The organism is Herbaspirillum sp. C7C2, from assembly GCF_022627865.1.
Classification (GTDB): Bacteria; Pseudomonadota; Gammaproteobacteria; order Burkholderiales; family Burkholderiaceae_D; genus Herbaspirillum; species Herbaspirillum frisingense.
The window spans coordinates 401,258-419,353 of sequence record NZ_JABXGI010000002.1; the positions used below are offsets into that span (position 1 = coordinate 401,258).

16 protein-coding genes and 2 tRNA genes are annotated in these 18,096 nt (G+C 63.0%); 13 read left to right on the forward strand and 5 right to left on the reverse strand.

Translation table 11 applies throughout. The annotated features are described in order from the left end of the window. Positions 1 to 10: 10 nt before the first annotated feature. Positions 11 to 1,441, reverse strand: a complete 1,431-nt coding sequence (locus tag HWE04_RS05475; protein WP_241811771.1) for an NAD(P)/FAD-dependent oxidoreductase — start codon at positions 1,439 to 1,441, stop codon at positions 11 to 13. A gap of 49 nt (positions 1,442 to 1,490) precedes the next feature. Then, on the reverse strand, positions 1,491 to 1,904 hold the full coding sequence (locus HWE04_RS05480) for a nuclear transport factor 2 family protein (protein ID WP_077235206.1): 414 nt from the start codon (positions 1,902 to 1,904) through the stop codon (positions 1,491 to 1,493). Positions 1,905 to 2,139: 235 nt separating this feature from the next. Here HWE04_RS05480 and HWE04_RS05485 point away from each other — a divergent pair, with 235 nt between their 5' ends. From HWE04_RS05485 to HWE04_RS05540, 12 genes are all read left to right on the forward strand, one after another. Next, on the forward strand, positions 2,140 to 2,706 hold the full coding sequence (locus HWE04_RS05485; protein ID WP_241811772.1) for a kinase inhibitor: 567 nt from the start codon (positions 2,140 to 2,142) through the stop codon (positions 2,704 to 2,706). Between the two features lie 30 nt (positions 2,707 to 2,736). After that, on the forward strand, positions 2,737 to 3,558 hold the full coding sequence (locus tag HWE04_RS05490) for a helix-turn-helix transcriptional regulator (RefSeq protein WP_006462980.1): 822 nt from the start codon (positions 2,737 to 2,739) through the stop codon (positions 3,556 to 3,558). 165 nt (positions 3,559 to 3,723) lie between these two features. Beyond that, positions 3,724 to 4,128: a hypothetical protein gene (locus HWE04_RS05495; protein WP_241811774.1), complete on the forward strand. Its 405-nt coding sequence runs from the start codon at positions 3,724 to 3,726 to the stop codon at positions 4,126 to 4,128. A 258-nt stretch (positions 4,129 to 4,386) separates the two neighbouring features. Further along, the gene (locus HWE04_RS05500) at positions 4,387 to 4,878 is read left to right on the forward strand and encodes an MgtC/SapB family protein (protein ID WP_006462977.1); all 492 of its coding nucleotides are present in this window, start codon (positions 4,387 to 4,389) and stop codon (positions 4,876 to 4,878) included. Positions 4,879 to 4,890: 12 nt separating this feature from the next. Beyond that, positions 4,891 to 5,208, forward strand: coding sequence for a YnfA family protein (locus tag HWE04_RS05505; protein WP_241811776.1), 318 nt, complete (start codon positions 4,891 to 4,893; stop codon positions 5,206 to 5,208). A gap of 376 nt (positions 5,209 to 5,584) precedes the next feature. Next, the gene (locus HWE04_RS05510) at positions 5,585 to 6,892 is read left to right on the forward strand and encodes an MFS transporter (protein WP_006462975.1); all 1,308 of its coding nucleotides are present in this window, start codon (positions 5,585 to 5,587) and stop codon (positions 6,890 to 6,892) included. Positions 6,893 to 6,903: 11 nt separating this feature from the next. Beyond that, positions 6,904 to 9,477: a nitrite reductase large subunit NirB gene (gene nirB / locus HWE04_RS05515; RefSeq protein ID WP_241811777.1), complete on the forward strand. Its 2,574-nt coding sequence runs from the start codon at positions 6,904 to 6,906 to the stop codon at positions 9,475 to 9,477. Between the two features lie 15 nt (positions 9,478 to 9,492). Further along, on the forward strand, positions 9,493 to 9,855 hold the full coding sequence (gene nirD, locus HWE04_RS05520; RefSeq protein ID WP_234293887.1) for a nitrite reductase small subunit NirD: 363 nt from the start codon (positions 9,493 to 9,495) through the stop codon (positions 9,853 to 9,855). Between the two features lies 1 nt (position 9,856). Continuing rightward, positions 9,857 to 11,098: an NAD(P)/FAD-dependent oxidoreductase gene (locus tag HWE04_RS05525; protein ID WP_241811778.1), complete on the forward strand. Its 1,242-nt coding sequence runs from the start codon at positions 9,857 to 9,859 to the stop codon at positions 11,096 to 11,098. Positions 11,099 to 11,114: 16 nt separating this feature from the next. Next, on the forward strand, positions 11,115 to 13,895 hold the full coding sequence (locus tag HWE04_RS05530; protein ID WP_241811779.1) for a nitrate reductase: 2,781 nt from the start codon (positions 11,115 to 11,117) through the stop codon (positions 13,893 to 13,895). 67 nt (positions 13,896 to 13,962) lie between these two features. Further along, positions 13,963 to 14,039, forward strand: a tRNA-Pro gene (locus HWE04_RS05535). A 113-nt stretch (positions 14,040 to 14,152) separates the two neighbouring features. Continuing rightward, positions 14,153 to 14,229 (forward strand) — tRNA-Arg (locus HWE04_RS05540). Between the two features lie 271 nt (positions 14,230 to 14,500). Here HWE04_RS05540 and HWE04_RS05545 read toward each other — a convergent pair. Together HWE04_RS05545 and HWE04_RS05550 are read right to left on the reverse strand one after the other, a co-directional pair. Continuing rightward, the gene (locus HWE04_RS05545) at positions 14,501 to 14,962 is read right to left on the reverse strand and encodes a hypothetical protein (protein WP_241811780.1); all 462 of its coding nucleotides are present in this window, start codon (positions 14,960 to 14,962) and stop codon (positions 14,501 to 14,503) included. Further along, a complete protein-coding gene (locus HWE04_RS05550) occupies positions 14,955 to 15,869 on the reverse strand; it encodes a hypothetical protein (RefSeq protein ID WP_241811781.1) in 915 nt (304 codons plus the stop codon). Before HWE04_RS05550 ends, HWE04_RS05545 begins: the two co-directional genes overlap by 8 nt. A 623-nt stretch (positions 15,870 to 16,492) precedes the next feature. Here HWE04_RS05550 and HWE04_RS05555 point away from each other — a divergent pair. Beyond that, a complete protein-coding gene (locus HWE04_RS05555) occupies positions 16,493 to 16,915 on the forward strand; it encodes a hypothetical protein (protein ID WP_241811783.1) in 423 nt (140 codons plus the stop codon). Positions 16,916 to 17,479: 564 nt separating this feature from the next. On the opposite strand, the gene HWE04_RS05560 is transcribed toward HWE04_RS05555, so the two are convergent. After that, a complete protein-coding gene (locus HWE04_RS05560) occupies positions 17,480 to 17,866 on the reverse strand; it encodes a hypothetical protein (RefSeq protein ID WP_241811785.1) in 387 nt (128 codons plus the stop codon). Positions 17,867 to 18,096: the final 230 nt, after the last annotated feature.

Sequence of the window (18,096 nt, forward strand, 5' to 3'; positions counted from 1 at the left end):
TCACCCCTGCCTACAGGATTTCGTCACGCAGCCAGTACCAGCGATAGAGCATGCTCTGCCCCAGGCGGCGGAAGGGTGCGGCCCACTCACCCTGGCGCGGGAAGGGCAAGGCGCTGTCGTAGATGGGCAGCTCGATTTCCGGCCCACGCAGCCCGGCCACGCGCTCGGCCATGCGGCGCCCGGCATGGGCCGAGAAGGACACGCCGTTGCCGCCATAGCCCAGGGCGTAGTAGATGCTCTGCGCCGGATCAGGCTGCACCACGCGCGGCATCATGTCGTGGCTGACATCGACCCAGCCCCACCAGGAGTGATCGATGCGGATGCCCTTGAGGGCGGGAAACTTGCGGGCCAGCCCGTCGACCAGCAGGCGGTAGTGATGCTCCTGATGGGCAGCGGCGCCACTGATGGCGCTGCGACTGCCGATCTGCACCCGGCGGTCCGGCAGCAGGCGGTAGTAGAAGCGCAGCGTGCGGGTATCGGTGATGGCCTGATGGGTCAAGAAGTTGGTGGCCTGCAGTTCTTCGTCGGTGAGCGGGCGCGTGACGATGGAATTGGACAATACCGGGAACACGCGATTCTTCAGCAGCGGCGTCAAGCCCTGCAGGCCGTAGGCCCCGGTGGCCACCGCCACCGCGCGCGCCCGCACCACCCCGCCGGGGGTACGCAGGTGATGCACGCCATTGCGCGTTTCCCAGCCCGTCACCGGGCTGGAGGGATGCACGCGGGCGCCCAGTGCGCGGGCCATCTTCATGTAGCCGAAGGCCAGTTTCAGCGGATGCACGCAGATGCCCACCGGTTCGAGCATGGCGCCGGCGGCCTCCTGGTCGCCGCACCAGTCACGCCGTACTTCCTCGCCGGTGAGGATGCGGGTGTCGTAACCGAAGCGGCTGCGCATGACCTCGGCTTCGTTGCGCAGGAAGTCCATCTTCTTGGGCCGATGGGCGATGTAGAGATGGCCGCCAGGCTGGGGATCGCAATCGATTTCCTCGGTGAGCTGACGGAAGGTCTCGAAGCCGTTGCGGATTTCCTCGTCCAGCTTCAGCGCGGTCGGCAAGCCCCAGCGGTCAATCCACTGCGAGCGGTACAGGCGACCGCTGGCGTTCTGCCCCTGGCCGCCATTGCGGCTGGTGCAGCCCCAGGCGACCTGGTTGGCTTCCAGCACGGTGGCGCGGATACCGTGCTCGCGTGCCAGGAACAAGGCCGTGGCCAGGCCGGTGAAGCCGGAGCCGATGATGACCACGTCGGCATCGGTGTCACCCGTGATGGGGCCATCGTCCGGCGGCGGATCACCGGCGCTGGCGACCCAGTAGGTCGGCGCGTACTGCATGTTATGACCGGGCGAGCGCGAGACCAGCGGATCGAAGGCCGGATCGTAGGGAGTGGCAGGAGCGCGGGAATCGGTGAAGGCAGCGCCGACTTCGGCGCGGGACAGGCTGTTCATGGCAGTGGCCTTGGTAGCAGTGAGCGGGCGGCGCGGTGTTTGCTGCGGATCAGGCCGGCCTGACCGTGCGGTTCTTGCGGAAGACGTTCTTCTGCAGGATCTTGCCATCGCGGAAGATGAACAGATCGACACCGTCGGCCTCGATGGGCGAGCCATCGGCGGCGGTGCCGGTAAAGGTCCATTCGGACACGCCACGCTCGCCGGACACCCAATGGCGACCATTGCGCCACTGCGCATCGGGCACGGCGATCCAGGCCGAGGCAAAGGCCTTGGCGACCGCCTCCTGGCCAGCATGGCGGGTGCCGTGGGCATCGTGCCCGGCGGCAGTGAGGAATTCACAGTCGGGGTGCATGTAGCTCATGAGGGCAGCGATGTCGTGGCGGTTCCAGGCATCGGAGAAGGCCTGCAGGGTTTCCACCGTCACGGCCGGTGCGGTGCTGAGCGAATGGGATGGCGAGGACATGCGAACTCCATGGGATACCTGATACAGGCGAATACGGCACAGCCTACTGGAGCCTGGCCTGAAGGCCATAGAGCCAGCGGAGGCTTTTGATCAGGCCAGGGCGGCCGGCGATGGAGCCAGTCGATGTGCGGCGGGCAGGATGACGCCTTCTGCACCGCGCCTGACGTTTTCTGCACCATGGGCGGCAGGCGTGGCCTCTACGATGAGCGCTCTTCAACCCCTGTGGAGCACATGCATGAACCATCCCAAACACCTGGCCGCTACCCTGGCCACCAGCGCTGCCCTGACGCTTTCCGCACTGTCGGCCCAGGCGGCCGACTTCAGCGTGACCAGCAAGGACATCCAGGAAGGCCAGACCCTGAGCAACGCCCAGGTCTTCCAGGGCTTCGGCTGCAGCGGCCTGAACCGTTCGCCGCAATTGTCCTGGTCGGGCGCGCCAGCCGGCACCAGGAGCTTTGCCGTCACGGTCTACGATCCCGATGCACCAACGGGCAGTGGCTGGTGGCACTGGACGGTCTTCAACATCCCTGCCTCGGTGACCAGCCTGCCGGGCGGGATCACCGCCGAAGGCAAGGGCTTGCCGGCCGGCTCCATCCAGGGCCGCACCGACTTCGGCAGCAGCAGCTTCGGCGGCGCCTGCCCGCCGGAAGGCGACAAGCCGCACCGTTACCAATTCGTGGTCTGGGCCTTGAAAACCGACAAGTTACCACTGGACGCACAAGCCAGCGGTGCTATGCTCGGCTTCATGCTCAATGCCTCGGTGCTCGGCCAGGCCCGACTGACCGCCCACTACGGACGCTGACTCCGCCGCTGATTTCCCCCCCATCCCCGCATGCAAAACGATCTCGCCATCCTGCCCTTCGCGCATGGTCCCGCACCGACCCTGACCCGCATCCGCGCCCGCCAGGAGCAGAAGCTGCGCCAGGTCTTCATCGGACTGGCCAGCATCTGCCACGTGCGGCAGGGACGCAAGCGGGTCGAATGGGGCAGCCGTCAGCTGCAATGCGGTCAGGATGTATTGCTGCTGATCGCCCCCGGCATGCAGATGAACGTGGCCAACCTGCCCCGGGCTGGCGAATATGCGGCCGACATGGTCTCGCTGCCGTCATCGCTGCTGGAGCGCTTCCGCCTGCATTATCCCGGCCAGGGCGTACGCAGCAGCGAAGCCACGGCCTTGGTCAGCGTGCAGCAGGATGCGGACATCCTGCGCGCCTGGCGCTACCTGCTCGACTGCATCCGCGATGACGCGGCCGCTGACCTGCAGTGCCAGGCTGCCGAAGGCCTGTTGCTGGCGCTCAGTCTGCGCGGGGTGGTGGGTGGTCTCTTGCGTGAACGGGGCGACGCGATCAGCCAGCGCATCGAACAGCATCTGCTGATGCTGGCCCCGGAGCAGCGCAGCCTGGAACGGGTGGCCGATGCCTTCCACTGCAGCGTGTCGACCCTGCGGCGCCGCCTGGCACGCGAGCAGACCGGTTTTCGCGAACTGCTGGACAAGGTGCAGCTGGGCCAGGCGCTGGAACAACTGCAGGCCTCATCCCTGCCGATTGCCGACATCGCCGCCTCCTGCGGCTACGATTCCGCCTCGCGCTTTGCGATCCGCTTTCGCCAGCATTACGGACTGAGCCCTAGCGAACTGCGGCAGACCCTGCCGTGACGGTGAGCTGGCGCCACCCAGCTCAACAACATGCACCGTCATCCCGGTACGAAAGCACCGACAAGCGTATGAAGTGACGTCCGACTGTGGGAAACGGGAGCGAAGCCTAGTATGGCTTCAACGGCTCGCGACAGCGGGACGCCCCCAAAACTCAAGGAGATACGCATGTCATCCAAACCGACTCTGAAATTCCTCGGCACTGCCCTGATTGTTGCCGCCTTCAGCACTGGCGCCATGGCGCAGACTTCGGGCGGCGCTGCCGGCTCCGGTTCGGCCGGCTCCGGTTCGGCCGGCTCCGGCGCCACCGGTGCCACCGGCGCGCAGACCACCCCGGGTAGCGGCAGCAGCGGCGCCTCCGATGCGGGCAGTTCCTCCAGCAAGAGCAAGACCATGCGCAACCACAACAAGTCCGACAAGAGCAGCACCAAGTCCCGTTCGGGTAACAACCCGAATGCCACCGAGATGAAGGATGGTCCCATGGGCACTTCCCCCGGCGGTAATGGCGGCACGGGTGGCGGTTCCGGCGCGGGCGGTGCCGGCGGTGCGGGCGCTGGCGGCTCCGGTTCCTGATCTGTCGCGACAGTCTTTCCTGACATGAGCCGACTTACGAAAGTCGGTCAGCAGGGCTTGACCGGCTTGCACGTTTGAGCGCGGCATGGCGTAGCCTCCGTTCCTTCCCGCCATGCCTGATTTGCCCCGTCGATCCTGACGGGGCTTTTTTATGCACGTTCGTCCGGCGCCGTCTGCAGGAAATGACAGAGTGCGAGGGTACAATGGCGGGCTGATTCCCTACGTCCTGCAAGCTTCCCTAGCCGCCCCGACCGTGCCATGACCGACCATTTCGAAGTCTTCTACCGTCTCTGCTTTGCCATGCTGATCGGCTGCATCATCGGCATCGACCGCAACCTGCGTGGCAAGCCCACCGGCATGAAGACGCTGGGTCTGGTGGCCCTGGGCTCGGCGCTGGTGACGATGGCGGCGATGGATTTCTCCTTCAGTGCCGACGACCATTATCGTGACGCCGTCAGCCGCGCCATCCAGGGCGTGATCACCGGCATCGGCTTCCTGGGCGCCGGCGTCATCATCCATGAACAGCGGACCGAGAAAGTCCGGGGGCTGACCACGGCGGCCTCAATCTGGGTGACGGCGGCGGTGGGCATCGTCTGCGGCGGTGGCTGGTGGCGCGTGGCCCTGATGGCGACGGCACTGATCCTGCTGCTGTTCGTGGTGGGCCGGCCGCTGGAGCAGTTCATGCACCGCCAATGGCTGCGCAAGAGCGACGATGAGCGGGCCGACATCACCGCGCGTGAAGAAGACTGAGCCTGGCCGGCCATGAAGACCCTGCTGCTCTACCTCTGCACCGCCGTGGCCGAAATCGTCGGCTGCTACCTCCCCTATCTCTGGATCAAGCAGGACCGCTCGGCCTGGCTGCTGCTGCCGGCCGCGCTGAGCCTGGCGCTGTTCGCCTGGCTGCTGACCCTGCACGACGCCGCCTCGGGGCGGGTGTATGCGGCCTATGGCGGGGTCTACATCGCCGTGGCCATGGCCTGGCTGTGGGCGGTGGACGGCATCCGGCCCTCGGCCTGGGATTGCGCGGGCGTGGCGGTAGCGCTGGCCGGCATGGGCATCATCGCCTTCCAGCCGCGCTGAACACCGGCCATGGCCGGGCGGCAACATGCCGGCGCACCGGATGTGACGCCCTGCACCCTCACGATGCACTGCACCACGAACGCGCAGCTTGCACTGCAATACATCACACAATGATATATATCGGGGCCACCCGTCAGCTCTGCAGTGGTGCCCTGCTCTCCCTCTTCCCGCCGCAAACCCGCACCGCACGGGCGCCCCGCCCGATTCCCACGGCCTGGCACGACCTTTGCTCATAAGAGCCCAGGATCAAGGACGATTCCCCAATTCGATGCCGATCTAACGATGGATCTGCAAGACACACGGACAATGGCGTCCGCTAGAACCGAGCCCTGCGCTTGGTTCCAGCGGGCGCCTTTTTGTTTTTACAGGACCCGAGATGAGCAAATCCAATCGTATCGAGCTGTTCTCCCTGCGCACGCCGCAGATGCGCGCCTTCCACCTGACCTGGATGGCTTTCTTCGTCTGCTTCTTCGCCTGGTTCGCCTGCGCGCCGCTGATGCCGGTGATCAAGGGTGAATTCCATCTCACGCCCGGCCAGATCGCCAACATCAATATCGCCGCCGTAGCCGTGACCATCCTGGTGCGCCTGGTCATCGGCCCCATGTGCGACCGCTTCGGCCCGCGCAAGACCTATACCGGCCTGCTGCTGGCCGGCGCCGTGCCGGTGATCGGCGTGGCCTTTGCGCAGAGCTACGAGAGCTTCCTGTTCTTCCGCCTGCTGATCGGTGCGGTCGGTGCCAGCTTCGTGATCACCCAGTACCACACCTCGGTGATGTTCGCCCCGAATGTGGTCGGTACCGCCAACGCGGCCACGGCCGGCTGGGGCAATGCCGGCGGTGGCGTGGCACAGGGTGTGATGCCGCTGCTGATGGCGGCCGTGCTGATGCTGGGCGTGTCCCAGGCCTGGGGCTGGCGCGTGGCACTGCTGGTACCGGGCGTGCTGATGCTGATCATGGCGGCGCTCTACTGGCGCTTTACGCAAGACTGCCCGGAGGGCAACTATGACGACCTGCGCGCCGCCGGCGTGACCATCGAAAGCGGCAAGCGCGGTGGCTGGGCGAGCTTCCGCGCCGCCGCCGCCAACTACCGCGTGTGGATGCTCTTCATCACCTACGGCGCCTGCTTCGGCGTGGAAATCTTCATCCACAACATCGCTGCGATCTATTACGTGGAGCACTTCCAGCTGTCGCTGGAGTCGGCCGGCATCGCCGCCGCCAGCTTCGGCCTGCTGGCGCTGTTCGCCCGCGCCCTGGGTGGCTTCATCTCGGACAAGGTAGCCCTCGCGGGCGGCCTGAACCGCCGCGCCACCCTGCTGTTCGTGATGATGCTGGGCGAAGGCCTGGGCCTGCTGTGGTTCGCCCATGCCGGTAGCGTCGCAGCGGCCATCTTCGCCATGCTGTGCTTCGGCCTGTTCACCCACATGGCCTGCGGCGCCACCTACGCGCTGGTGCCCTTCATCGACCGCAAGGCCCTGGGCGGCGTGGCCGGCATCATCGGCGCCGGCGGCAACGTGGGCGCGGTGCTGGCGGGCTTCCTGATGAAGGGCCTGGGCAATACCCAGCAGACCCTGTCGGCGCTGGGCGTGCTGGTGACCGTCTCGGCACTGTGCGCCGTGGCCATCCGTTTCACTGCCTCGGACAAGAACGGCGAAGCCGTCCTGGCCGACAGCAAAGTTGCAGCCTGAGGAGACAACCCATGAAGATCATCGTCATCGGCCACGGCATGGTCGGCCACAAGTTCCTGGAAAGCCTGGCCGAAAGCGGCGCCGGGGAACTGCAGGTCACCATCCTGTGTGAAGAACCGCGCCCGGCCTACGACCGCGTGCACCTCTCCGAATTCTTCGCCGGCAAGAGCGCAGAGGACCTGTCGCTGGTGGCGCCGGGCTTCTTCGATGCCGGCCGCAGCGCGGTGCAGTTCGACCTCAAGCTCAACGCCAAGGCCCAGCAGATCGACCTGGAACGCAAGCAGGTGCTGGTCAACGTGGCCGGCGTGGAAGAAACCCTGTCCTATGACAAGCTGGTGCTGGCCACCGGCTCCTATCCCTTTGTGCCGACGGTGGCCGGCAACCAGCGCAAGGACTGCTTCGTCTACCGCACCATCGAAGATCTGGAAGCGATGCTGGAATGCGGCAGCCGTTCCACCTCCGGCGTGGTCATCGGCGGCGGCCTGCTGGGCCTGGAATGTGCCAAGGCCCTGCGCGACCTCAAGCTGGAGACCCATGTGGTCGAGTTCGCCCCGCGCCTGATGGCGGTGCAGGTGGACGAAAGCGGCGGCCGCGTGCTGCGCCAGAAGATCGAGGAACTGGGCGTGACCGCCCATACGCAAAAGAACACCGTGGAAATCGTCGATGGCAAGCAGCACACCCATCGCATGAACTTCGAAGATGGCTCGCACCTGGAAACCGACATGATCGTCTTCTCCGCCGGCATCCGCCCGCGTGACGAACTGGCGCGCAGTGCCGGCCTGAAGGTGGGCGACCGGGGCGGCATCGTGATCGACAACTGCTGCCTGACCTCGGACCCGGCGGTCTACGCCATCGGCGAATGCGCGCTGTGGAACGGCAAGATCTTCGGCCTGGTCGCGCCGGGCTACGACATGGCCCGCACCGCCGCCAAGCATCTGCTGTCGCACCGCGACGACGCCATCGAAGTGCCGCAATTCAACGGCGCCGACATGAGCACCAAGCTCAAGCTCATGGGCGTGGACGTGGCCAGCATCGGCGACGCCCATGGCAAGGAAGCCGGCAGCCGCTCCTACCAGTTCACCGATGAGCGCCGCCAGATCTACAAGAAGATCGTGGTCTCCGAATCCGGCAAGCACCTGCTGGGTGCGGTGATGGTGGGCGACGCTGCCGAATACGGCACGCTCCTGCAGATGATGCTGAACAAGATCGAACTGCCGGAGGCGCCGGAATTCCTGATCCTGCCGCAGTCCGATGGCAAGGCCAAGCCCGGCCTGGGCGTGGATGCGCTGCCGGATTCGGCGCAGATCTGCTCCTGCAACAATGTCTCCAAGGGCCAGCTGTGCGCCGCTGTCGCTTCTGGCGTGACCAATATCGGTGATCTGAAGGCTTGCACCAAGGCAGGCACGGCCTGCGGGGGTTGCGTGCCATTGGTGACCCAGGTCATGAAGGCGGAAATGAAGAAACAGGGGATGGCGGTCAATAACCACGTCTGCGAGCACTTCCCCTATTCGCGCCAGGAAATCCACCATCTGGTGCGCGTGGGCCAGATCAGGAGCTTCGACGAACTGCTCGCCAAGCACGGTCGCGGCCTGGGCTGCGACGTCTGCAAGCCGATGGTGGCCAATGTGCTGGCCTCGCTGTGGAACGACTTCGTGCTCAAGAAGGAGCATGCCAGCCTGCAGGATTCCAACGACTACTTCCTGGGCAACATCCAGAAGGATGGCACCTACTCGGTGGTGCCGCGCATGGCCGGTGGCGAAGTTACTCCCGACGGCCTGATCGCGGTCGGCCAGATCGCCAAGAAATACGGCCTCTACACCAAGATCACCGGCGGCCAGCGGGTGGACCTGTTCGGCGCCCGCGTGGACCAGTTGCCCGATATCTGGGAAGAACTGATCGCCGCCGGCTTCGAGACCGGCCACGCCTACGGCAAGTCGCTGCGCACCGTCAAATCCTGCGTGGGCTCGACCTGGTGCCGCTATGGCGTGGGCGACAGCGTGGGCTTCGCGGTGCGCCTGGAAAACCGCTACAAGGGCCTGCGCTCGCCGCACAAGATCAAGTTCGGCGTCTCCGGCTGCACCCGCGAATGCGCCGAGGCGCAGGGCAAGGACGTGGGCATCATCGCCACCGACAAGGGCTGGAACCTCTACGTCTGCGGCAATGGCGGCATGAAGCCGCGCCATGCCGAGCTGATCGCCTCGGACCTCGACGAAGCCACCCTGGTCCGTTATGTGGACCGCTTCCTGATGTTCTACGTGCGCACCGCCGACCGCCTGCAACGCACCAGCACCTGGCGCGAGAACCTGGAAGGCGGCCTGGACTACCTCAAGAGCGTGGTCATCGACGACAAGCTGGGCATCGCCGCGGAGCTGGAAAGCGAGATGCAGCACGTGGTCGACACCTACGAATGCGAATGGAAGAAGGCCGTCACCGATCCGGAAACCCGCAAGCGCTTCCGCCACTTCGTCAACAGCAAGGCTGCCGACGGCAATATCAGGTTTGTCGAGGAACGCGGCCAGATCCGCCCCGCCACCGTGGCGGAGAAGAAGTTGCTCGACATCCCCGTCGTCGTCGAAACGGTCTGAACCAAGGAGCCAAGCATGCACAGCGACCAGCAAATCCAGCACTGGACCCCGATCTGCGACCTGGGCGAGATCGTTCCCAACACCGGCGTGGCCGCCCTGATCGGCGACCAGCAGGTGGCGATCTTCCACGTCATCGACCATAGCGCGGGCCAGGCGCAGGCACGCGTCTTCGCCATCGGCAACTACGACCCCAACGCCGACGCCGCCGTGCTCTCGCGCGGCCTGGTGGGCAACCTGGGCGAACGCATCGTGGTGGCCTCGCCGATCTACAAGCATCACTTCGACCTGACCACCGGCGAATGCCTGGAAGAACCCGCCCACTCGGTACCCGCCTGGCCGGCGCGCATCGAGCAGGGCAAGGTCTGGATCGGGGCCTGAGATGGAAACCGGGGCCGACAAGCGCGCCGCCAGACCATCGCTGGTAGTGATCGGCAATGGCATGGCCGGCATGCGCACCGTGGAAGAACTGCTCAAGCTGGCGCCGGACCTGTACGACATCACCGTCTTTGGCGCCGAGCCGCACGGCAACTACAACCGCATCATGCTCTCGCCGGTGCTGGCTGGAGACAAGAGCATCGATGACATCATGCTCAACCCCCGCGCCTGGTACGACGACAACGGCATCACCCTGCACGCGGGCGACCCGGTGATCCACATCGACCGCCGCCAGCGCACCGTGCATGCACGCTCCGGCCTGGCGGTGAAGTACGACCGCCTGCTGCTGGCCACCGGCTCCACGCCCTTCATCATCCCGGTGCCGGGCCATCAATTGCCGGGCGTGATCGCCTTCCGCGACATCCAGGACGTCGACACCATGCTGGAAGCGACCCGTACCCACCGGCATGCGGTGGTCATCGGCGGTGGCCTGCTGGGGCTGGAAGCGGCCAATGGCCTGATGCGCCAGGGCATGGAGGTGACCGTGGTGCACGTCACCGACGCCCTGATGAACCAGCAACTGGACAAGCCCGCCGCCGCCCTGCTCAAGAAGGCGCTGGAAGACCGTGGCCTGCGCTTTCTGCTCAATGCCCATACCGAGGAAATCGTCGGGCCGGACCGCGTGACCGCCCTGCGCTTCAAGGATGGCAGCACCATCCCCGCCGACCTGGTGGTGATGACCGCCGGCGTGCGCCCCAATATCGCCCTGGCCAAGGCCGCCGGCTTGCACTGCGAACGCGCCATCATCGTCGACGACACCCTGCAGACCTACGACCCGCGCGTCTATGCCGTGGGCGAATGCGTGCAGCACCGCAAGGCCACCTTCGGCCTGGTGGCGCCGATCTGGGACCAGGCCCGCGTCTGCGGTGCGCACCTGGCCGGCGCCGGCCATCGCCGCTACGTGCAGCAGGCCACCGCCACCAAGCTCAAGGTGACCGGGTTGGACCTGTATTCGGCCGGTGATTTCATCGGCGGCGAGGATACCGAAGACCTGGTGGTGCGCGACCCGCGTCGCGGCATCTACAAGCGGCTGGTGTTGCGCGGTACGCGCCTGGTGGGCGCGGTGCTGTATGGCGACGTCAAGGACGGGCCGTGGTACTTCGACCTGATCCAGAGCGGCCGCGACATCAGCGCCTTCCGCCGCGAACTGCCCTTCGGCCAGGCCATGTGCCAGCAAGCCGCCTAGCTCCAAAGGAAACTTCATGAATCTCTCCCAGACCCCGCTCGCCCTGGCCGTGACGACCACCCGCACCACCTGCCCCTATTGCGGCGTGGGCTGCGGCGTAACGGCATCGCTGAAAGAGGACGGCAGCCTGGGCATCAAGGGCGACGAGCAGCACCCCGCCAACCTGGGCCGCCTGTGCGTGAAGGGCTCGGCCCTGGGCGAGACCGTCGATCTCGACGGCCGCCTGCTGCATCCGCAGCGCCGCAACGCCCAGGGCGAACTGGAGCAGGTGTCCTGGGACGATGCCCTGGACGAAGTCGCCAGCAAGTTCGCCGCCATCGTCGCCCAACACGGGCCGGATGCAGTGGCCCTGTATGTCTCCGGACAGTTGCTGACCGAGGACTACTACATCGCCAACAAGCTCATGAAGGGCTACATCGGCAGCGCCAACATCGATACCAATTCGCGCCTGTGCATGTCGTCGGCCGTGGCCGGACACAAGCGCGCCTTTGGCGAAGACCTGGTGCCGATCTGCTACGAAGACCTGGAACTGGCCGACCTCGTGGTGCTGGTGGGATCGAACGCCGCCTGGTGCCACCCCATCCTGTTCCAGCGCATCGCCCGCCTGAAGGAAACCCGCCCCGCGATGCGCCTGATCGTCATCGATCCGCGCCGCACCGCCACCTGCGAACTGGCCGACCTGCACCTGCCGATCAAGGCTGGCACCGATGTCTGGCTGTTCAACGGCCTGATGAGCTACCTGGCCCATCGCGGCCTGCGCGACAACGCCTTCATCAGCGCCCACACCAACGGCTTCGACGACGCCCTGGCGGTGGCCGACGCCGACTGCGCCGACCCCGCCACGGTGGCGCGCATCTGCAAGGTGGACCTGCAGGACCTGCTGGCCTTCTACCAGGCCTTTGCCGAGACCGACAAGGTCGTCACCGGTTTCTCGATGGGCGTGAACCAGTCCTCCGCCGGTACCGACAAGGTCAACAGCATCATCAACTGCCACCTCGCCACCGGCCGCATCGGCAAGCCCGGCATGGGACCGTTTTCCATCACCGGCCAGCCCAACGCCATGGGCGGCCGCGAAGTCGGCGGCCTGGCCAACATGCTGGCCGCCCACATGGATCTGGAGCAGCCGCTGCACCGCGAGATCGTGCAAGACTTCTGGCAATCCCCGCGCATCGCCGACAAACCCGGCCTGAAGGCGGTGGACATGTTCCGCGCCATCGAGGACGGCCGCATCAAGGCAGTGTGGATCATGGCCACCAACCCCATGGTCAGCCTGCCCGATGCCGACCTGGTGCAACGCGCCCTGCAGAAATGCGAACTGGTGGTGGCCTCGGACGTGGTCACCCAGACCGATACCAATGCCTACGCCCACCTGCTGCTGCCGGCCCTGGCCTGGGGCGAGAAGGATGGCACGGTCACCAATTCCGAACGCCGCATCTCGCGCCAGCGCGCCTTCCTGAGCGCCCCCGGCGAAGCCCGTGGCGACTGGCGCACCCTGTGTGACGTGGCGCAGCGCATGGGCTTCGACGGTTTCGACTTTGACGGCCCGCATGCCATCTTCGACGAACATGCCCGCCTGTCGGCCTATCGCAATGGCGAGGCCCATGCTGAGACCGAACCGGGCAAAGTGCGCCGCGTCTTCAACCTGGCCGGCCTGACCGGCATGGACCGCAGCAGTTACGACACCCTGGCACCGATCCAGTGGCCGGTGCAGCGCCTGTCCGATGGCAGCGTGGCCGGCACGGCACGGGTGCTGCAGGACTACCGTTTCAGCACCGCCGACGGCCGTGCGCGTTTTGTGCCGACCGCGCCGCGCAGCCCGCTGCATGCCGCCTGCGAAGACTACCCGCTGATCCTCAACACCGGCCGCGTGCGCGACCACTGGCACACCATGACGCGCACCGGCAAATCAGCCACCCTGGGCAGCCACATCGCTGAATCCTTCATCGACATCCATCCCCAGGACGCCCTGCTCTACGGCCTGCGCGAAGGCGGTCTGGCGCGCATCAGCAGCCGCTGGGGCGCCATGGTGGCGCGGGTGCAGCACGGCGGCGGCATCCCGCGTGGCGCGGTCTTCGTGCCTATCCACTGGAACAGCCAGTCGGCCTCGGACGCCCGCGTGGGCGCGGTGGTCAACCCGGTGGTCGACCCGGTCTCGGGCGAGCCCGAGTTCAAGCACACGCCGGTGGCCATCGAAGAATTCCGCGTCGGCTGGCACGGCTTCATCCTCACCCGCCATGCGCCGGCACTGGACGACATCACCCACTGGACCCGCGTGCAGGGCCGCGACTTCCTGCGCTATGAGCTGGCCGGCCGCAACCAGATCAACGACCACACCGCCTGGGCGCGCAGCCTGCTGGGCGTACGCGACGACGACGCCGACTGGCTGGAATATGAAGACCTGAGCGACGGCAGCTATCGTGCCGTGCATGTGGTGGATGACCACATCGACATGTGCCTGTTCATGTCCGCCCGCCCCGACCTGCCCTCGCGCTCCTGGCTGGCCGGCCTGTTCGCCAAGGACAAGCTGGAAGAAGCCGACCGCGTCGGCCTGCTGGTGGGCCAGCCCATCGAAAAAGGCGCCGACACCGGACCGACCGTCTGCTCCTGCTTTGGCGTGGGCCGCAACACCATCTGCGACACCATCAGGAAGCAGGACCTGGAAGAGGTCAGCCAGGTCACGGCCTGCCTGAAGGCTGGCGGCAACTGCGGCTCGTGCGTGCCGGAGATCAAGAAGCTGCTGGTGGAAATCAGGCTGCAGAAAGTGGCCGAATCCCGCGAGGGAGAGGCGGTTTCCTGAGGATTGTTGAACTTGCTTGCAAACCTTGTTGACCATTCGCAAGAGATGCTGCTATTATCTCGCTTCTCGGAGTGTAGCGCAGCCCGGTAGCGCACCTGGTTTGGGACCAGGGGGTCCAAGGTTCGAATCCTTGTACTCCGACCACACTTGAAAAACGGGCTGTTTTTACAGCCCGTTTTCCTTTTCTGGCTCGCTGGTGGAATTGCGGTGACGCACTGATGCAGTCGCACCCCGCCCTTCCCGCCAGCCACGCCGAACTGCCCTTAGCTCAACTGGATAGAGCAATGGCCTTCTAAGCCATAGGTCGGGGGTTCGAGTCCCTCAGGGCAGGCCAGCTTTAGTAAGCTCCCTGCAGATATTGGTCTTATCGAGCGAGGCTGCCTATGCTCATCGATAACAACTGTATTAGATTCCGCTGCTGCAACAAATCTAATAAACAGTTAAAGCTGGTTCGTCAGCGAATTTCTCTAGGCGACCTTGGGGCAAATACACTCCAGCCCGTCACACGCGTCGGAGGCATAAACAGTGCCGATCGGACTGCAATAAGGCCGCCCAAGCCGATCTAAAATCTACACGCCCTCACGACGTTCGGGCAGAACAGAATCCTACTGATGCCGAGTAAGTTGCTGGAATTTTGCCGTCAATCGCATTAGGTCGCACACGTTTTTAATCAGTGTGTAAAGGTTCAAAACGGCGAGGATTAGGAGGAAAGAGGTCGCCCACATAAAGCAAAGCGATTTGACATGTTTAATCGCGATTAAGCTGCATGCGGAAAGTGCATATACTGCGACGGCATACATACACGCATGCAAATAAACTGCGAATGCCCCTTTCGACTCAAGCCATTGATAAAAATCGGTATCTGACTTCGAGTAAAGGGTCCACAAAAAAGCAAGAGCAGCCGCTAACATAACGCCGCTAAATACCGTAGCAAAATCATTTGCAGTTTCCCGAATAAATGCCGCCATTGCTGGCGTCCCAATGAGCAGTGCGAGCAGCAATAAGATTAAAGCTGCGGCAATCAACTCAATAGCATAGGCCCATACGATTAAATTTTTCTTAGACATTGTCTTCTGGGCGAGGATGAATACGATCAATTTCTTGACATACGGCGTTTAAAACTCGTCGCCCCTCCTGAGTCGTTGCATTGGCAAGAAGTCCTCTAACAAAGTCCCGCAAACCTCTCACATTGCCCCGAACAGCATCCGAGCCTGACGTAGCAATTTCATAGGTGTCGTTTCTGAATCCCTCGATCTGAACCTCGCCCTTTTTGTAACCCTGCCCAGCCAAAACCGCAGAGGCAAAGGGACGAGCGTTCTCTGCTTTAGACATGCCGTTTGGGTTCTTCATGTCTTGCATAAATTCACGTACACCGCTAACCGTCAGATCGTCGAACAATGCACGGGTGTAACGATTGAGTTCCGGATTAGGAATTCGGAGCGTCACCTTCATCCGGGTAATACGTTCAAACGAGCGAAATAAATCAACGATGCCATTTTTCTCTGGGATCGCCTCTAACTCCACTACCGATGATCTCTCCATCGTCGACGCTGCTGACGAAAGAATTTTCTGGATGAAATCCTTCCAAGCAGTGGTCCCCAATTCTCCCGTGTGCTCAACGACAACTAAATGCCGATCTAAATCGATCAAACATACAGCGGTGCTTGCCAGCGGTGGATTTGGAAGTGACGTTCCAAGAGACATACCTTCGTCAGTGACAATTACCCCATCTCGCTTTAGCGCACTTCGGGCCAATACAACAGACAGAATTGGCCGCTCTGGCAGAATCTCAGAGAAGTCTCGGTAATCCCGTAAGCTCCACTTGAATACCGCAGAGCGTGTTTCTTGAATTTGATCTTGCTCAGGAAGAGTTGCGACCTGAAAAAGTCTGCGCAGATCATCATCTGTCCGCAGCCGAGGAAGAGTGTTCTGAGAAAACAAATCGAAGGTGTCTTCAATATTCAGTCGGAACAAATCAAAGGTAAATCTCCGCGACACTTCTGCCCCCCCGCTAGGTAAGTCTTAGCACCTCAGATGCCACTAATTATTTAGGCAGAGCTTTTTAGTTATCTAGCTTGCCCTCCAGAAATTAATGCTGCCACAAACTAGCAGCCTCGGCAATTATCCTCATCATACGAGAATGGTTGAGCATGCACCGCTATTCTTTTTGGATCACCCTGCGACTGAGAACGCACACTCATCCCCACAGCAGGCGAATGATAGAGATCCTGGGGGAAAGAACGATGTGATCAGCTTTTGTAGCAACGCACGAGGCCTCTTGAAGGTCTGTGCAAGCGGTAAGCGTCGCATGAGCGTGTACGACCGCTGTGGCGACACCATGCCTCACCGTTGCTACAACAGTGGCGCCAGTTGCGACAATGCAGAATGTGGGCTGTGCGGGCTCCAAGCAAGGACCGTAACCGTGAGTGCTCTTGGGATGTGCTACCGCCCTTAGAGATACATCTGGAGAGCAACTGCCTAACCAGCGTTCCGTTGACCGATAAGCACTCCCTGACCGTTTACGAGTTTGCACACAGTTAGTTAAACTCAACGCCCACAAAGCGCTTTTAGTTGAACTCAAGGAAAGGCATAAATCTATGACCACGGAAACGGCAAAGATGGCGGTTGAAGCAATTAAATTTTCGTTCAACCCAAGTGGATATCTTATTGAGCGCCTCGCAAAAAAAGTGATTGCTGAAGAATCCACATCTCCGACTGCCATTGATGATTTACGACTACTCGCCGAGCGGCAGGAAATAGAAATGAAAATGGCCGAGGCGCAAGCACGTGTTGCCCAAGAGCTTGCTCTCGCATCCAGAATAGAGACTGCGGAAGAGGTTGAAATGGAAGAGTACTATGACACGTCAGGGGAAGGTAGTCTCGGCGTTCAAGCCACCGAGGGAACATTGTCGCTCGGCGCGTCCGGCTCTGGGAGAAAGGTCTCCAAGCGGGTATTTCGTTTCAAAGGCAATACGACGCGAATTCCCACGAACGAACTAGGCGCCACCACAAAATCTTGACGCACAGACAATAAGTACCGGTAAGTTATGGGCTTGTTCCTGCTTAGGAGTTGCCCTGAATCACCCTGCTTCGCTACAAGCCTGGACACATCCAGGTGCGTGTATCGATCCAGCATCGCCAGCGTCTTGTGTCCGGTAATCCGTCACCTTAACGACATTCATCCCTTCTCGAATAACCTACTCGTGGCCTCATGCCGCAGGCCATGGAAGTTGATTTCATCCATCCAGGCGAGGACGGCTGCACGCTTGAATGCTTGAGTAACCAAATACGGTGCAAGAGAGAAGACCTTCCCGGCATCCTCCGGCCTCCATACATTCCAGCAGCTCTAGGACAGGCGTGGACAGCAGCACAGGAGGTGGCTGATCGGTCTTAGGCCGGGGCAAGTACACTGCCCCCCCAGCGGTAGGTTGACGTGCTCCAACGGATACCGACTATCTTGCCCTTCCGCATGGCTGTCTCCACAGGACTGCCACAAAAAAAGACGACCCTCAAGTCGTCTTTTTTTCGTGGCATCTGCTGTCGATGCAGCCAGCCTCCAAGCGGCCGCGTAGCCGACCAGGACATCAATTGCTCAATGCCCACTTGCCTGCACTGTTCTTGCAATAGCGCAATTTCAGTGGCTCGGTGCCGCGCTTGCTGCTGACCACCAGGTCCACCTTGGCGCAGGGCGGGGTGCCCTGCTCGAAGGTCGGCGTGATCTTGGCCGTGGTGGAGGGCTTGGGGCCATCGGTCCACTGCGAGGTCTTGCCGCTCACGCCTGCATCCAGCGACGCCGTGATGGCGGCATAGAGGGAGTTGATCTGTTCCTTCTGCAGATCGGCCACGGCCGTATTGGCGAAGAAGTCCAGGTTCGCCTGCGCATGTGCCTGATGGCTCAGGGCGGCGCAGATCAGCCCAGCTTGGGCGACCAGCTTCAGGAAGCGGAAGCGGGAGTGAGTAGGCTTGTTCATGGCTTGCTCGTTTCTCGAAATCGGGAGGTGAATGGCGCCGTCCGCCATCGGAGGAAGGGGAGCGACGTTCCAGACCGTGTTTATACCAGATGTCAGGGCACCTCCAAACTGGCGCTTGCAAGGTAAAGCTCCCGCTTTTCCCGCTTTGCGCTGTGCCCCGGCTCGTCATAATGCGCCAGGCTGGGCATGCGTCGTACGCGTCTCAGACCTGCCGCACAGCGCCGGTACAA

Coding starts and splice junctions, on each gene's coding strand:
- HWE04_RS05510 (WP_006462975.1), top strand. CDS start 5,585: ATGAGCAAATCCAATCGTATCGAGCTGTTCTCCCTGCGCACGCCGCAG.
- nirD (WP_234293887.1), top strand. CDS start 9,493: ATGCACAGCGACCAGCAAATCCAGCACTGGACCCCGATCTGCGACCTG.
- HWE04_RS05505 (WP_241811776.1), top strand. CDS start 4,891: ATGAAGACCCTGCTGCTCTACCTCTGCACCGCCGTGGCCGAAATCGTC.
- HWE04_RS05490 (WP_006462980.1), top strand. CDS start 2,737: ATGCAAAACGATCTCGCCATCCTGCCCTTCGCGCATGGTCCCGCACCG.
- HWE04_RS05555 (WP_241811783.1), top strand. CDS start 16,493: ATGACCACGGAAACGGCAAAGATGGCGGTTGAAGCAATTAAATTTTCG.
- HWE04_RS05475 (WP_241811771.1), bottom strand. CDS start 1,441: ATGAACAGCCTGTCCCGCGCCGAAGTCGGCGCTGCCTTCACCGATTCC.
- HWE04_RS05485 (WP_241811772.1), top strand. CDS start 2,140: ATGAACCATCCCAAACACCTGGCCGCTACCCTGGCCACCAGCGCTGCC.
- HWE04_RS05500 (WP_006462977.1), top strand. CDS start 4,387: ATGACCGACCATTTCGAAGTCTTCTACCGTCTCTGCTTTGCCATGCTG.
- HWE04_RS05495 (WP_241811774.1), top strand. CDS start 3,724: ATGTCATCCAAACCGACTCTGAAATTCCTCGGCACTGCCCTGATTGTT.
- HWE04_RS05530 (WP_241811779.1), top strand. CDS start 11,115: ATGAATCTCTCCCAGACCCCGCTCGCCCTGGCCGTGACGACCACCCGC.
- HWE04_RS05525 (WP_241811778.1), top strand. CDS start 9,857: ATGGAAACCGGGGCCGACAAGCGCGCCGCCAGACCATCGCTGGTAGTG.
- nirB (WP_241811777.1), top strand. CDS start 6,904: ATGAAGATCATCGTCATCGGCCACGGCATGGTCGGCCACAAGTTCCTG.
- HWE04_RS05480 (WP_077235206.1), bottom strand. CDS start 1,904: ATGTCCTCGCCATCCCATTCGCTCAGCACCGCACCGGCCGTGACGGTG.
- HWE04_RS05560 (WP_241811785.1), bottom strand. CDS start 17,866: ATGAACAAGCCTACTCACTCCCGCTTCCGCTTCCTGAAGCTGGTCGCC.
- HWE04_RS05545 (WP_241811780.1), bottom strand. CDS start 14,962: ATGTCTAAGAAAAATTTAATCGTATGGGCCTATGCTATTGAGTTGATT.